14 protein-coding genes are annotated in these 14,797 nt (G+C 74.2%); 8 read left to right on the top strand and 6 right to left on the bottom strand.

Annotated elements, in window-relative coordinates; all coding sequences use genetic code 11:
* The first annotated feature begins 2 nt into the window (after window positions 1-2).
* Window positions 3-638, top strand: a complete 636-nt coding sequence (locus ABZ923_RS24245; RefSeq protein ID WP_358647881.1) for a LysE family translocator — start codon at window positions 3-5, stop codon at window positions 636-638.
* Window positions 639-751: 113 nt separating this feature from the next.
* Window positions 752-1,723: a hydroxyacid dehydrogenase gene (locus tag ABZ923_RS24240; protein WP_361475309.1), complete on the top strand. Its 972-nt coding sequence runs from the start codon at window positions 752-754 to the stop codon at window positions 1,721-1,723.
* Here ABZ923_RS24240 and meaB read toward each other — a convergent pair.
* The 4 genes from meaB to ABZ923_RS24220 all read right to left on the bottom strand — a co-directional run bounded on the left by meaB (window position 1,698) and on the right by ABZ923_RS24220 (window position 7,310).
* Window positions 1,698-2,702, bottom strand: a complete 1,005-nt coding sequence (gene meaB / locus ABZ923_RS24235) for a methylmalonyl Co-A mutase-associated GTPase MeaB (RefSeq protein ID WP_361475307.1) — start codon at window positions 2,700-2,702, stop codon at window positions 1,698-1,700. The genes ABZ923_RS24240 and meaB overlap by 26 nt on opposite strands.
* A gap of 7 nt (window positions 2,703-2,709) precedes the next feature.
* The gene (scpA, locus tag ABZ923_RS24230) at window positions 2,710-4,884 is read right to left on the bottom strand and encodes a methylmalonyl-CoA mutase (RefSeq protein ID WP_361475305.1); all 2,175 of its coding nucleotides are present in this window, start codon (window positions 4,882-4,884) and stop codon (window positions 2,710-2,712) included.
* Window positions 4,884-6,698: a methylmalonyl-CoA mutase family protein gene (locus tag ABZ923_RS24225; RefSeq protein ID WP_361475303.1), complete on the bottom strand. Its 1,815-nt coding sequence runs from the start codon at window positions 6,696-6,698 to the stop codon at window positions 4,884-4,886. The genes scpA and ABZ923_RS24225 overlap by 1 nt, the downstream gene beginning before the upstream one ends.
* A 114-nt stretch (window positions 6,699-6,812) precedes the next feature.
* Complete coding sequence (locus ABZ923_RS24220; RefSeq protein WP_361475301.1) at window positions 6,813-7,310, bottom strand: MarR family transcriptional regulator; 498 nt, start codon at window positions 7,308-7,310, stop codon at window positions 6,813-6,815.
* Between the two features lie 90 nt (window positions 7,311-7,400).
* On the opposite strand from ABZ923_RS24220, the gene ABZ923_RS24215 reads away from it, so the two are divergent.
* Entirely contained in the window at window positions 7,401-7,916 is a 516-nt protein-coding gene (locus tag ABZ923_RS24215) for a YceI family protein (protein WP_361475299.1), read from the top strand.
* On the opposite strand, the gene ABZ923_RS24210 is transcribed toward ABZ923_RS24215, so the two are convergent.
* Window positions 7,897-9,627 (bottom strand): hypothetical protein, encoded by a 1,731-nt coding sequence (locus ABZ923_RS24210; protein WP_361475362.1) that lies wholly within the window; start codon window positions 9,625-9,627, stop codon window positions 7,897-7,899. The two genes, ABZ923_RS24215 and ABZ923_RS24210, sit on opposite strands and share 20 nt — an antisense overlap.
* Window positions 9,628-9,894: 267 nt before the next feature.
* On the opposite strand from ABZ923_RS24210, the gene ABZ923_RS24205 reads away from it, so the two are divergent.
* From ABZ923_RS24205 to ABZ923_RS24190, 4 genes are all read left to right on the top strand, one after another.
* A complete protein-coding gene (locus ABZ923_RS24205) occupies window positions 9,895-10,284 on the top strand; it encodes a cell division protein SepF (protein ID WP_059253147.1) in 390 nt (129 codons plus the stop codon).
* 124 nt (window positions 10,285-10,408) lie between these two features.
* Entirely contained in the window at window positions 10,409-11,605 is a 1,197-nt protein-coding gene (locus ABZ923_RS24200) for an ATP-binding protein (RefSeq protein ID WP_361475296.1), read from the top strand.
* Window positions 11,602-11,955 carry a nucleotide pyrophosphohydrolase gene (locus ABZ923_RS24195; RefSeq protein ID WP_361475294.1) on the top strand — a complete coding sequence of 118 codons (354 nt, stop codon included), beginning with the start codon at window positions 11,602-11,604 and terminating at the stop codon, window positions 11,953-11,955. The genes ABZ923_RS24200 and ABZ923_RS24195 overlap by 4 nt, the downstream gene beginning before the upstream one ends.
* A gap of 167 nt (window positions 11,956-12,122) precedes the next feature.
* A complete protein-coding gene (locus ABZ923_RS24190; RefSeq protein ID WP_361475292.1) occupies window positions 12,123-12,608 on the top strand; it encodes a DUF6099 family protein in 486 nt (161 codons plus the stop codon).
* A 77-nt stretch (window positions 12,609-12,685) separates the two neighbouring features.
* Here ABZ923_RS24190 and ABZ923_RS24185 read toward each other — a convergent pair whose 3' ends face one another.
* Complete coding sequence (locus ABZ923_RS24185; RefSeq protein ID WP_361475290.1) at window positions 12,686-12,850, bottom strand: hypothetical protein; 165 nt, start codon at window positions 12,848-12,850, stop codon at window positions 12,686-12,688.
* A gap of 237 nt (window positions 12,851-13,087) precedes the next feature.
* Between ABZ923_RS24185 and ABZ923_RS24180 the strand changes: the two genes are divergently transcribed.
* Window positions 13,088-14,011 (top strand): LLM class F420-dependent oxidoreductase, encoded by a 924-nt coding sequence (locus ABZ923_RS24180; protein ID WP_361475288.1) that lies wholly within the window; start codon window positions 13,088-13,090, stop codon window positions 14,009-14,011.
* The last annotated feature ends 786 nt before the right edge of the window (window positions 14,012-14,797 follow it).

The following is a 14,797-nucleotide window of genomic DNA, read 5'->3' as shown; positions in this document are numbered from 1 at the left end:
GCGTGTCGGTTCTACAGTCACTGGTCTCGTTCGCCCTGGTGTCCGCCCTGCTGGTGATCATGCCGGGCGTGGACACCGCGCTGGTCATCCGCAACACCGTGGCGCGTGGGCGGCTCCACGGGTTCATCACCGGCGTGGGCGTGGGCGTCGGCGCCGTCATCTGGGGCGGGGCGATCGCGGTGGGCATCGGCGCCCTGCTGGACGCCTCCGAGACGGCGTACACCGTGTTCCGGATCGTCGGCGCCGCCTACATGGTCTGGCTGGGCATCGGGCTGTGGCGCTCGGCCCGGGCCATCGGCGCGGGCCAGGAGAAGGACACCGAGCTGGAGCCGGAGTCCGCCTCGCTGTGGCGCTCCTTCGGCCGCGGCATGCTCAACAACCTGGCCAACCCCAAGGTGGGTGTCTTCTACGGCGCCACCATCCCGCAGTTCATACCGTCCGGCGTGTCCCCGGCGTTCATGGGCACCGCGCTGGCCGCGGTCAACGCGGTGGAGGCGGTGATCTGGTACGGCCTGATCAGCCTCGGCGCCCACGGCCTGCGCACCTGGATGAAGCGCCGCTCGGTCCGCCGCAACGTCGACGCCACCGCGGGCACGGTCATGATCGCCTTCGGCATCGTGATGGCGGTCGAGAGCTGAGCCGCGGCACCGGGGTGGCCGGGGGCGGCAAGCCCAGTCCCGTCCCCGGCCACCCCCGTGCACGGCACTGCCGCACCGCCCAGCAGCCCCCCACACCCGCTAGGGAGAATCCGATGACTTCCCGTGTTGTCCTGGTCGCCGACCCCCTGCCGGCGGCCGCCCTGGAGCGCCTCGGCCCGGGGTACGAGGTGCGCCACTGCGACGGCGCCGACCGTGCGCGGCTCCTGGCCGCGGTGGCCGACGCCGACGCCCTCCTCGTCCGCAGCGCCACCACCGTGGACGCCGAGGTCCTCGCGGCGGCCCCCCGGCTCGCCGTCGTCGGCCGGGCGGGGGTGGGGGTCGACAACATCGACGTCGCCGCCGCCACCGCGGCCGGCGTCGTGGTGGTCAACGCCCCGGCCGCCAACGTCGTCAGCGCCGCCGAACTGACGTGCGGGCTGCTGCTGGCGGCGGCCCGCGACATCCAGACCGCCGGCACGGAGGTGAAGTCCGGCGTCTGGCGGCGCAGCACCCACGTCGGCACCGAACTCGCGGGCAAGACCCTGGGGATCGTCGGGCTCGGCCGCATCGGCCTGGCCGTGGCGCGGCGCATGGCCGCCTTCGACATGACGGTCCTCGGCCACGACCCCTACGCCACGGCCCAGACGGCGGACCAGCACGGCATCAAGCTCGTTCCCCTGGAGGAGCTGCTGTCCCGCTCCGACTTCCTCACCGTGCACGTCCCGCGGACACCGCGGACCGTGGGCCTGATCGGCGAGGCCGAACTCCGCCTGGTCAAGCCCACGGCCTACCTCGCCAACGTCGCCCGCGGCGGCATCGTGGACGAGGCGGCCCTGTACACGGCCCTGCACGAGTCCCGGCTCGCGGGCGCCGCCCTGGACGTCTTCGACGACGAGCCGTGCACCGACTCGCCCCTGCTCCGGCTCGACAACGTGACGGTGACCCCGCACCTGGGCGCCAGCACCCGGGAGGCCCAGGAGCGCGCGGCGACGGACGTCGTCCGCGCGCTCCTGCAGACCCTCGCCGGCGAACCGGCCCCGGAGGCCCTCAACGCCCCCGTCAGCCCGCGGGTGAAGGCGGCGTAGCGCCCTCGAACGCCGCCAGGATGCGTTCCGCCGCCAGGGTCGCCGTCAGGCGGCCCTCCCTGACCTGGCGTTCGAGGTCGGGGGCGGTCGCGCGGACCGCGGGGTCGGAGTGCAGGCGGCCCAGGAGTTCGTCCCGGACCATCGCCCAGGTCCACCCCACCTGCTGGTCCCGGCGCTTGGCCGCCAGCCGGCCGGTGGAGTCGAGCAGCGTGCGGTGCTGTTCCAGGCGCTCCCAGACCGTGTCGAGGCCGGTCGACTCGCGGGCGCTGCAGTGCAGCACCGGCGGGGTCCAGAAGGCGTCCCTGCCGTGCATCAGACGCAGCGCGCCCGCCAGTTCCCGGGCGGCGGCCCGCGCGTCGCGCTCGTGCGGGCCGTCCGCCTTGTTGACGGCGATCACGTCGGCCAGCTCCAGGACGCCCTTCTTGATGCCCTGGAGCTGGTCGCCGGTGCGGGCCAGGGTGAGCAGCAGGAAGGAGTCGACCATCTCAGCGACCGTCGTCTCCGACTGGCCGACGCCGACGGTCTCCACGAGGATCACGTCGTAGCCGGCCGCCTCCATCACCACCATCGACTCCCGGGTGGCCTTGGCGACCCCGCCCAGCGTGCCCGCGCTGGGGGAGGGGCGGACGAAGGCGTCCGGGTCGACCGCCAGGCGCTCCATCCGGGTCTTGTCGCCCAGGATGGAGCCGCCGGTGCGGGTGGAGGAGGGGTCGACGGCGAGGACCGCCACCCGGTGGCCCAGCGAGGTCAGCATCGTGCCGAACGCGTCGATGAACGTCGACTTGCCGACCCCGGGCACCCCGCTGATGCCGATCCGCCGCGCCCGGCCGCTGTGCGGCAGCAGCTCGGTGAGCAACTGCTGCGCCAGCGCCCGGTGCTGCGGCCGGGTGGACTCCACGAGCGTGATGGCGCGGGCCACCAGGGCCCGCCTCCCGTCGAGCACGCCCTTCACATAGGTGTCGAGATCGATCGCAGCCATGCGGGGGCTACAGGTCGTGGCCGAGGTCGGCCGACAGGCGCCGCACCAGGTCGTACGCCGCGTCCGGGATCACCGTCCCCGGCAGGAACACCTCCGCGGCACCCATCTCCCGCAGCGTCGGCACGTCCTGCGGCGGGATGACACCGCCGACCACGATCATGATGTCCTCGCGGCCCTCCTCGGCGAGCTTCTCGCGCAGCGCCGGGACGAGCGTGAGGTGGCCGGCGGCCAGCGAGGACACCCCGACCACGTGCACGTCCGCCTCGACCGCCTGCCGGGCGACCTCCTCCGGCGTCTGGAACAGCGGGCCGACGTCGACGTCGAAGCCGAGGTCGGCGAAGGCGGTCGCGATCACCTTCTGGCCGCGGTCGTGGCCGTCCTGGCCCATCTTGGCGACCAGGATGCGCGGCCGGCGCCCCTCGGCCTCCTCGAACGCGTCCACCAGGGCCCGGGTGCGGTCCACGGACGGGGACTGGCCTGCTTCGTTGCGGTACACACCGGAAATCGTACGGATCTGGCTCGCGTGCCGCCCGTACACCTTCTCCAGGGCGTCGGAGATCTCCCCGACGGTCGCCTTGGCGCGGGCCGCGCGCACGGCCAGCTCCAGCAGGTTGCCGTCGCCGTCGGCGGCCCGGGTGAGCGCGTCCAGCGCGTCACGGCACGCGGTCTCGTCCCGCTCCGCCCGCAGCCGCCGCAGCTTCTCGATCTGCTGGGCCCGCACGGAGGAGTTGTCGACCTTGAGGACCTCGATCTGCTCGTCGTTCTCGACCCGGTACTTGTTCACGCCGATCACCGGCTGGCGCCCGGAGTCGATGCGGGCCTGGGTGCGGGCCGCGGCCTCCTCCACGCGCAGCTTGGGGATGCCGGCGTCGATGGCCTGCGCCATGCCGCCCGCCTGCTCGACCTCCTGGATGTGCGCCCAGGCCCTGCGGGCGAGGTCGTACGTCAGCCGCTCCACGTAGGCGCTGCCGCCCCACGGGTCGATGACCCGGGTGGTGCCCGACTCCTGCTGGATCAGCAGCTGGGTGTTGCGGGCGATGCGCGCCGAGAAGTCCGTCGGCAGCGCGAGCGCCTCGTCGAGGGCGTTGGTGTGCAGCGACTGGGTGTGGCCCTGGGTCGCCGCCATCGCCTCCACGCAGGTGCGGGTGACGTTGTTGAAGACGTCCTGCGCGGTCAGCGACCAGCCCGAGGTCTGCGAATGGGTGCGCAGCGACAGCGACTTGGTGTTCTTCGGGTCGAACTGCTTCACCAGCTTCGCCCACAGCAGCCGCGCCGCGCGCAGCTTGGCGACCTCCATGAAGAAGTTCATGCCGATCGCCCAGAAGAACGACAGGCGGGGCGCGAACGCGTCCACGTCCAGGCCCGCCTCCCGCCCGGCCCGGATGTACTCCACGCCGTCCGCGAGCGTGTACGCCAGCTCCAGGTCGGCCGTCGCGCCGGCCTCCTGGATGTGGTAGCCCGAGATGGAGATGGAGTTGTAGCGCGGCATCCGCTGCGAGGTGTACGCGAAGATGTCGGAGATGATCCGCATCGACGGCTTCGGCGGGTAGATGTAGGTGTTGCGGACCATGAACTCCTTCAGAATGTCGTTCTGAATGGTCCCGGCCAGCTTCTCGGGCGGTACGCCCTGCTCCTCCGCCGCCACGATGTACAGCGCGAGAACCGGCAGCACGGCGCCGTTCATCGTCATCGACACGGTCATCTTGTCGAGGGGGATCCCGTCGAACAGCTGCCGCATGTCGTAGATCGAGTCGATCGCCACGCCCGCCATGCCGACATCGCCGGTCACGCGCGGGTGGTCGCTGTCGTAGCCCCGGTGCGTGGGCAGGTCGAAGGCGACCGACAGGCCCTTCTGGCCGGCCGCCAGGTTGCGCCGGTAGAACGCGTTGGACTCCTCGGCGGTGGAGAAGCCCGCGTACTGGCGGATCGTCCAGGGCTGGTTGACGTACATCGTCGGGTAGGGGCCGCGCAGGTACGGCGCCATGCCCGGGTAGGTGCCCAGGAAGTCCAGGCCCTCCAGGTCACGGCCGGTGTACAGCGGCTTGACCCCGATGCCCTCCGGGGTCTCCCACACCGGCTCCGCGCCCCCGGTGGCCCGCTCCAGGGCCGCACGCCACTCGCCTTCGGTGCCGTCGGTGACCGGGGTCCCCAGCTCGATGCCGGAGAAGTCGGGGATTCCCATCAGGACACTCCCATGCGGTCGAGGGTCGCGGAGAGGACGTCGACGGCGTCGCAGCCCGCGAAGACGTAACTGTCGATGCCGGGGTGGTCGCCCCGGCCCGCCAGGAACACGTGCCGGGCGCCGGCCGCGCGCAGCGACTCGGCGGCCTGTCCGGCCTGTTCGGCGTAGAGCGCGTCGCTGGAGCACAGCACGGCCTCGGTCGCGCCGCTGTCCTCGAAGCGGCCCTCGGTGACCGGCTCGATGCCGCCGGCCTGGAAGAGGTTCGCGGCGAAGGTCGCGCGGGCGGTGTACTCGGCGGCGGAGCCGAGCGTGGCGAGGAAGATCCGGGGCCGGGCGCCGGTCGCCGCCAGGTGGGCGTCGGAGCGGGCGCGCAGCTCCTCGTACGCCTCGTCGCGGCGCACCCGCGGCAGACCGCCGGACGGCGGCTCGGGCGCGGGCTCGCGCTCCACCGGCTTCTCGGCCAGCAGCGGGAACTCGCTGACCCCGGTGATGGGCTCGCGCCGCTTGGCGAGCCGCTTGGAGCGCTCCGCCCAGGTCGTCGCGAGGTCGGTGCGCAGCCGGCCGGAGCGCAGGACGGCCGCCTGGCCGCCGTCGCGCTCGATGGACCGGAAGAACTGCCAGGCGGCCTCGGCGAGTTCGTCCGTCAGGCGCTCGACGTACCAGGAGCCGCCCGCCGGGTCGACGACCCGGGCCAGGTGGGACTCCTCGATCAGGATCGTGGAGGTGTTGCGGGCGATCCGCCGGGCGAACGCGTCGGGCAGCCCGAGCGCGTGGTCGAACGGCAGCACGGTCACGGAGTCGGCGCCGCCCACCCCCGCGGCGAGCGTCGCGACCGTCGTGCGGAGCATGTTCACCCACGGGTCGCGGCGGCTCATCATCACCGGCGAGGTCACCACGTGCTGCACCTGCGCGCCCGCCTGCGGGGCCCCGCACACCTCGGCGACCCGCGCCCACAGCCGGCGCGCGGCGCGCAGCTTGGCGATGGTCAGGAACTGGTCGGCGGTGGCCGCGTAGCGGAACTCCAGCTGGGCGGCGGCCTGTTCGACGCCGAGCCCGGCCTCGGTCAGCTCCCGCAGGTAGGCCACGCCGGTGGCCAGCGAGGCGCCCAGCTCCTGCGCGGCCGAGCCGCCCGCCTCGTGGTACGGCAGCGCGTCCACGGTCAGCGCGCGCAGGTCCGGGTACTGCCCGGCGCAGCGCGCGGCCAGGGCGGCGTACGGCGCGAAGTCCAGCGGGGTCCCGGTGCGGGCCTCGTACCCGAGCGGGTCGCCGCCCAGGTTGCCGCGTACGGCCCCGGCGGCCACGCCCTTGTCCGCGTACAGCCCGAGCAGCGCCTCGGCGGCCCGCTCGGTGTCGCGGCCCGCGTCCAGGACGACCGGCGCCAGGTCGAGGTAGACGCCGTCGAGGGCGCGGCCCAGCTCGGAGACCGGGATGCCGCCCTCGCCCAGCACCAGCCAGAGGGAGGTGCCGCCGTTCTCCAGGTCGGTGAGGACGGCGTCCGCCGTGCCGCCGGCGAGTGCCGTGTGCCGCTGCCGTACGTCCCAGCCGCCCGTGAGGCTGCCCTCCGGGCGGCTGCCCCGCACGAAGGGGGCGAAGCCCGGCAGTCCGGGGTCGGGCGCGCTGTCGCGCGCGGTGTACAGGGGCCGGGTGCGCAGCCCGTCCTCCAGCGTCGTGGACAGGGCGTCCTCAGCTGCCGCGCCGGTAAGTTCCTTGCCCGACTTGCGCAGTACGCCCTCGACCAGGCGTTGCCACTGCTCGTGTGTCGCGTCAGGGAACTCGGCGGCCAGTGAGAGCCCGTCGTCAGGCAGGACCGTCATGGCTCGGATGCTAGGGCAGGCGGCTCACGCCCAGGTGGAGCGGAGGCTGTGAGGTTTCTCTTCTTGCGGTTGTGACCTGGGCCGCTCCGGGGCCGCGCGGACCGTCCGGCGGGTTCAGCGGGCCTCGTCGTCCAGGTCCGGTACGAGGGCGCACATGGCCGCCCGCTGCTCGGGGCCCATGGAGTCGGCGAGGGCCTGGCGGACGGTGCCGGCGAGCCGGGCGGAGGCCGCGCGCAGCAGCTCGCGGGCCTTGTCGGTGAGGGCGACCTGCACGCCCCGTTTGTCGCCGCACACGGACGTGCGGGTGACGAGGCCGGCCCGCTGGAGGCAGGCGATCTGGTAGGTGAGGCGGGTCTTGGGGCGGCCGAGGAGGTCGGCGACCTGGGTCATCCGCAGTCCGGTGCGCGGCTGTTCGGCGAGCAGGCACAGGATCAGGAACTCGTCGTGGGAGACGTCGAGGGTCTCCTTCACGACCGACCGCAGCCGCTGTTCCACGGTGCCCGTCGCGGCCAGCAGGACCATCCAGGCGCGCAGCTCGTCCGGGAGCAGCCCGGCACCGCCCGCGAAGGGACAGGCGGGCTGGTCGGCGGGGTGCGGGTCGGCGGCGGACATGGGTGCGAGTCTACCTGTTGTCCAAATTTGGATGAGGGGTTAGCGTGAGCCGACACAGTCATCCAAATTTGAATCACTTGGAGTACGACCATGACCGTCGCCGTGGAAACAGGCCTCTGGCAGCTCGACCCGACCGCGACCACCGTCGGCCTGCGGCACCGGACCATGTGGGGCCTGGTCACCGTGAAGGGCACCTTCGCCGGCGTCGCCGGCTCCGGCGAGGTCCGCCCCGACGGCTCGGTCACCGGCACCGTCACCCTGGACGCGGCCTCCCTGGACACCAGGAGCGCCAAGCGGGACACCCACCTGCGGTCGGCCGACTTCTTCGACACCGACCGCCACCCGGGGATCACCTTCGCCGTGCGCGGCGCCGACCGGCTCGACGGCGACCAGGTGCGGGTCACCGGGCAGCTGACCGTCCGGGGCGTCAGCCGGCCCCTGTCCCTCACCGCCCGCCTGGCCGGCGTCGGCGCCGAGGCGCTCACCCTGGAGGCCGAGTTCGCCGTGGACCGCGACCAGTTCGGCATGGGCTGGAACCAGCTGGGCATGATGCGCGGCCTGACCACGGTGACGGCCGCGCTCCGCTTCACCCGCGCGGCGGCCTGACTCCCAGCTCCGCCCGGCTCAGGTCCCGGGTGGACAGCGTCTGCGGGCTGCCTGTGAAGGCCCGCAGGCGGAGCCGGGCGCTCTTCTTCGCCGGCACCGCGAAACCGCCCGACGGCGCCCGCAGTTCCACGGTCGCCGTGGCGTGCGCGGCGAGCGTGGCCGGGCCGCGCGCCAGCGACCAGTACCGGCTCGAGCCGTGGCTGGTGGTGAGCATGTAGTGCGGGGTGAGCGCGGTGCCGCCGGTGTTGGTGACCCGCAGCGTCAGCCCGGACAGCGTCTGTGCCGAGGTGTGCCGGGCCGCCGTGACGTCCATCCGCAGCGGTGGCGTCCCGGTCGCCGCCAGGACCGCGCTCACCAGCGCCGGCGCCAGCAGCACCGCGGCGGCCGCGGCCAGCGCGGGCCGGCGGCGCGGGCCGGTCAGCGGGCGCGGCCGCGGCTGCCAGGCGTGGGCGAACTCCGGCAGCGGCGCGGTGACGGCCGCCGCCAGCCACAGCGGGGTCATCATCAGGTAGTAGCCGTCCTGGGACCGGGTCGCCACGTAGAACGCGCACCAGGGCAGCACGGTCGCGGCCGGCCCGAGCCGCCGCACGAACAGCACGAACACCGCCAGCAGGCCGGCGGCGAGCAGCACGCTCGCGTGGCCGTACCAGTCGAGCCGGTCGCTGCCGTGGGTGAAGTACAGCGAGACGCCCACCAGGCCCTGGCCGTGCAGCACCGCGCCCTGGGTCAGCGGCAGGGCGACGCCCTCCAGCCAGCGGCCGGGCTCGCTCACCGCGAAGTAGGTGTTCACCAGCAGCCAGGTGAGCACCGCGATCCCCGCGATCCGCAGCACCACCCGCGCCGCCCCCCGGCCGCCCAGCTCACCGCGCCGCACGGCGTAGATCCCGGCCAGCAGGAACGGCGTGACGAACCACGGCAGCTGCTGGGCCGCGCACGCGGCGCCGAGACATACGGCCCGCGCGACCCCGGCCGCGCCCAGCCGGCCCCGCGCACCCAGCCGGGGCCAGCGCACCACCACCGGCACCAGCAGTGCCAGGGCGACGATCGCCGGATAGCCCTGCCGGGCGTACCCCGGCAGGAAGCCGAAGCCCAGGCAGACCATCGTCGCCGCCGAACGCCACGGCACCGGCAGCAGCCGCCACAGCACCACCGCACCCACGACCAGCGCCACCGTCGCCGCCGCCGTCGCCGGGGCGCCGCCGTGGCCCAGCCACAGCAGCGGGGCGGTGAGCAGCGGGGTCAGCGGGGGATAGCCGTACGTGAAGTCGTACCCGCCGTCCATGGTCGGCGTCACCGAGACGCCCTTGGCGTGGAACAGCCAGGGCCAGGGCTGCCCGTACACCGGGTGGCCGGCGACGAGTTCCCGCGCGGCCTGGGAGGTCAGGGCCGCCTCGTCGCCGCCGGCGTGGTTCAGCGTCCAGGCGCACAGCACGAGGGTGACCGCGGTCAGCAGGACCACCAGGTCCAGGCGGGCCAGCGAGCGGGTGCGGCGGACCGTCAGGGCGAGCACGCCGGTCACCAGGATCGAGGCGTAGCAGACCGAGATGATCCCGGCGACGACCAGCTGGTGCGTGGCCGCCTGGGTCCACACCGCACGGGTGCCGATGAACAGGCTCACGGCGGCGAGGAGCGTCAGCACGCGGTGCCACTGCGCGGGACCGTCCGGGGCCCGGGAGGCGGGACCCGGTACGGCGGGCACCGCCGACGGCATCCGTCGACCGGGTGTCACCTGCTGTGTTTCTGCCACGTGCACGGCACCGGAGGCTATCGGTACCGAGTGAACGGGTCACGGAGGCCGGTGAAGAGTCGGGTATGAGCCCGGTAAGAAGCGGACGATCAGGGAGATATGACTCCGGTTGGGGCGGAGGAAGAGTTGCCGGATCGGTCGCGCACCGTGTCGCTGTTGGGCCGAACGGGTGACTTGGCGTAAGAATTGGCTGGTGCAGGCAACGAGTGCGAGTCAGGTCAGGGGGAGCCGGTGAGCCGCTACGACGTCACCGATGAACAGTGGGAAGGGCTCGCCCAGGTCGTGCCGCTGCGGGGCCGGGACGCCTGGCCGTCCGCGGTGAACCACCGCTCGCTGCCCGACGCCGAGACCGAGACGCGGCGCCGGTTCGTCGTCCTGCGCGTCAACGTCTTCGCGGACGCCCGCGAGGTGGCCGAGACCCTGATGGCCGGCGTGCCGGTGCTGCTGGACCTGTCCGGAGCGGAGGGCGACGTCGCCAAGCGCGTCCTCGACTTCAGCACCGGCGTCGTCTTCGGCCTGGGCAGCGGGATGCACCGCGTCGACCGCAACGTCTTCCTGCTCACCCCGCCCGGCACGGAGGTGAGCGGCCTGATGGAGGGCGCGGGCCTCTCGGGCGGCTGAACGGCCGGGCCGGGGGAGCCGAGCCCGCCGCGTGTCCCGGCGGGGAAGCGGGGCGTCCCTCGATCGTGGGAACGTCCCGCCGCTGAAACGGTTCGCTGTGGGTGCGGAGTTCTACGGTCCGCCTATGGCCGTGCCCTCCGCGCCCGCTGAGCAGCCGGCGGCCGACGTGTCCGTCGCCACCGTCCCCGCCCAGGTCCGCGCGTCCCTCGATGTCCGCTCCCGGATCACCGAGTTGCGCCTGTCGGCCTTCGCCGGGCACCGGCGGGCCGGGTTTCCGCTGGGACCGGTCACCGTGTTCGCGGGGCCCAGCGGGTCCGGCAAGACGACCGCGCTCGCCGCGTACGAGGCACTGGCCCGGCTCGGCGGCGGCGCCCCGCTCACCGAGGCGTTCCCGGACCCGGTCGCCTGCGTGCCGGAGCGGGCCCGGCCCGACGCCGAGGGGCGGCGCGGCTTCCGGATCGGCTGTACGGCCGACGGCGCTCAGGGCCCGGTCCGGCTCGACGTCGCCGTCCAGGCCGAACCGTACCTGCGGATCGTGGGGGAGCGGCTGACCGCGCGCGGGGTCGTCCTGCTGGAGACCGCGCTGCGCGATCCCGGGCGCCGGACCGTCCAGGCCGCCTGGCACACCGCGGGTGCCGCCCCGGTGACCCGCGCCCCGCTCCCCGACGACCGCCTGGGTACGGCCCTGCTGCCGCTGCGGGTGGCCGGCAAGACGGACGGCCAGCGCCGTGTGCTCGCCGCGGCCGAGCAGATGGTCGTCGCCCTGCGCTCCGTCTTCCCCTGCGATCCCCGCCCGGAGCGCATGCGCGTCCCCGTCCCCACCGGCTCCGGCCGGCTGCTGCCCGGCTGCGACAACCTCGCCGACGTGCTGTGGCGCACCCGTGCGGAGTGCGGTCGGCGGCACGGCCTGCTGGTCGAGGCGCTTCGCGCGGGCTGCGCCGGCCCGGTGGCCGACCTGGTCGCCGAGCCGCTGGCCGACGGCACGGTACGGGCGCTGCTCGACCGCGGCGACGGCCTGCGCACCGAACTCGCCCGGCTCGGCGAGGGCGAACTGCGCCACCTCGCGCTGACGCTGGTGCTGGTGACCGGTCCGGGCGTGCTCGACGTGGACACCCCCGGCGAGGTGCCCGACGCCCTGCGGACCCTCACCGTCCTCGCCGACGGCTTCGACCGCGCGCTGGATCCCCGCCAGCGCCGGGAACTGCTGCGGATGGCCGCCCGGATGGGCGAGCGCGGCCACGTCCGCTGCGTGGCCGCGGTGCAGGACGCCTCCTGGGCCACCGGGACACCCGGGATCACGGTGGTACACCTGAACCCGTGACGGAACACCCCGACCTCGCCCGACTCCAGCGCCGGCTGGCCGAGTTCGCCGCCGCGCGGAACTGGCAGCCGTACCACACGCCCAAGAACCTCGTCGCCGCCCTCTCGGTGGAGGCCTCCGAACTGGTCGAGATCTTCCAGTGGCTGACGCCGGAGGAGTCGGCCCGCGTGATGGACGACCCCGGCACGGCGCACCGCGTCACCGACGAGGTCGCCGACGTCCTCGCCTACCTGCTCCAGCTCTGCGAGGTCCTCGGCATCGATCCGCTGACCGCCCTGGCCGCCAAGATCGACCGCAACGAACGCCGGTTCCCGCTGCCCGGCGCCGGGGACCACCAGCCGGACGCCTGAACTCCGTTGTCACGTACAGTAGTCAAATCGCCTGTCGAATCCGAATTGTTGTCCACAGATTTCCGCCTACCTCTGGCTTTTCGCCCCACGGACCCTCACTCTGGGTAGTGGCCACGGGAGTTCACGCGGCCGCGCGTGACGGCGCGGCGGACGGACGGGGGCATCGTATGGATGCGGTACGGCTCATCCTCACGAGCAGGCGCGCCCTGGCAGGGGGTGCCGACACGGCGGAGATGATGGCGGAGGTCTGGCAGGCCCAGGCCCTGGCGCAGGCGATCGGCAGCCGGCTCGCGGTCTCCGGCCCGCCGGAACTGCGCGGCGAGGCGTTGGGGCTGACCGAACTGGCGGGCCGGGGCTGCGGAGTCCTGGACCCGCCCGAACTCGACCCGGGGGACCTGCGCGCCGCCCAGCTCACCCGGCTGGACGACGCCCGGGAGACCCTGCTCTGCCTCGGCGGCCTGCTCGGCGAGGTCGGCATCGCCCTGGTCGGCATGGCCAGCGCCGCGGCCGACGAGACGACGTACTGGCAGTGCATGGAGGCGATCGACGCGGCCGACGAGTCCCGCGACCGTGTCCTGGAGATGCTGCGCAAGCTGGCGGCGCGCGAGGAGGTGTTACCGGAGGACGCCCAGGACAGCCCGTCGGGGGTGTGAGGGGCCGCGCGGCCGGCGGTCGGCCCGCACCGCAGCGCGGGCCCCGTGGAACTGGTGCCGGGGTGGTCAGGGCCGGTTCAGTCCGTCTCGCAGGCCGGGCCCGGCGTCGGCGCCCCCGCCTGCAGGTCCGCCAGGGCCGACAGGTCCGCGTTCAGTGCCGCCATCAGCTCCTCCATCTGCTCCAGCAACCCCTTGGGCCGACCGGCGGGACCTGGCTGCGGGGGAACGGACTCTTCGGACATGACGGCCTCCTCGGCCCCCGGCCCGGCCGGGCCGGCGCGTCGACGCGCGACGGCGTCCACCGTCCGGCGCGGGCGCCGGACCGTCCGGCTCCGACGGCCCAACGATCACCGCCGGGGCCGGTCACTGGCCCGCGGCGAGCCCGGCGCGCCGGACCGGCGATTTTCACCCGACCGGGGACGGCCGTGCCGGACCGCACCGGCGCGGTTGACGCGGACGGCGCCGTGCAGGATGGGTGTATGGACCTTCGAATCTTCACCGAGCCCCAGCAGGGGGCTGCCTACGACACCCTGCTCACCGTGGCGAAGGCCACCGAGGACCTCGGGTTCGACGCCTTCTTCCGCTCCGACCACTATCTCCGCATGGGTGCCGCGGACGGGCTGCCCGGCCCCACGGACGCCTGGATCACGCTGGCCGGGCTGGCCCGCGAGACCAAGCGCATCCGCCTCGGGACCCTCATGACCGCCGGCACCTTCCGGCTGCCCGGCGTGCTCGCCATCCAGGTCGCCCAGGTCGACCAGATGTCCGGCGGCCGGGTCGAACTCGGCCTGGGCGCGGGCTGGTTCGAGGAGGAGCACAAGGCCTACGGCATCCCGTTCCCGAAGGAGAAGTTCGCGCGGCTGGAGGAGCAGCTCGCGATCGTCACCGGGCTGTGGGCGACCGAGGTCGGCAAGACCTTCGACTTCCACGGCACGTACTACGACCTCACCGACTCGCCGGCCCTGCCCAAGCCCGCCCAGCGGAAGGTCCCGGTGCTCATCGGCGGCCACGGCGCGACCCGGACCCCGCGGCTCGCGGCCCGCTACGCCGACGAGTTCAACGTCCCTTTCGGCTCGGTCGAGGACACCGAGCGGCAGTTCGGCCGGGTGCGGGCCGCCGCGGTGGAGGCGGGCCGGGCCGCGGACGACCTGACGTACTCCAACGCGCTCGTGGTCTGCGTCGGCAAGGACGACCGGGAGGTGGCCCGGCGGGCCGCCGTGATCGGCCGTGAGGTGGACGAGCTGAAGGCCAACGGCCTGGCGGGTTCCCCGGACGAGGTCGTCGACAAGATCGGCCGGTACGCCGCGATCGGCACCCAGCGGATCTACCTCCAGGTGCTGGACCTCGACGACCTGGACCACCTGGAGCTGATCGCCGACCAGGTCCAGTCACAGCTGCGGTAACGTCCCGCGGGGGTCCCCACCGGTCTCCGCGTCACGCGCAGCCGTCGGCTGACCGCCGGTCTCCGTGTAGCGCGTCGCGCCCGGTCGTCGGCCGGTGTCTGCGTCCCGCGCTCACCGGTCGCCGGCCGGCCGCCGCGTCCCGCTCCGCCGGTCGTCCGCCGGGTCTCGTGCCGCGCGTCGCCCCCGGCCGCGCGCCGCTCCCCGCGTCCCGCGCTCACCGGCCGCCGCGTCCAGCGCCGCCGGTCGTCCGCCGGGTCTCGCACCGCGCGTGGCCGCCGGTCGTCCGTCGGGTTTCGCGTCGCGCGCAGCCGTTGGCTGACCGTCGGTCTCCGTGTCGCGCGTCGCCCCCGGCCGCGCGCCGCTCCCCGCGTCCCGCGCTCACCGGCCGCCGCGTCCAGCGCCGCCGGTCGTCCGCCGGGGTTCGCACCGCGCGTGGCTGCCGGTCGTCCGCCGGGTTTCGCGTCGCGCGCAGCCGTTGGCTGACCGCCGGTCTCCGTGTCGCGCGTCGCCCCCCAGCTGCGCGCCGGTCACCGCGTCCCGCGCTCACCGGTCGCCGGCCGGCCTCCGCGTCCAGCGCCGCCGGTCGTCCGTCGGATTTCGCACCGCGCGTGGCCGCCGGTCGTCCGCCGGGTTTCGCGTCGCGCGCAGCCGTTGGCTGACCGCCGGTCTCCGTGTCGCGCGTCGCCCCCCGGCTGCGCGCCGGTCACCGCGTCCCGCGCTCACCGGTCGCCGGCCGGCCTCCGCGTCCAGCGCCGCCGGTCGTCCGTCGGATTTCGCACCGCGCGT

Source organism: Streptomyces sp. NPDC046881 (genome assembly GCF_040645015.1).
Classification (GTDB): Bacteria; Actinomycetota; Actinomycetes; order Streptomycetales; family Streptomycetaceae; genus Streptomyces.
Note: the sequence above shows the minus strand (reverse complement) of the source record. Positions and strands in the feature narration are given on the sequence as shown.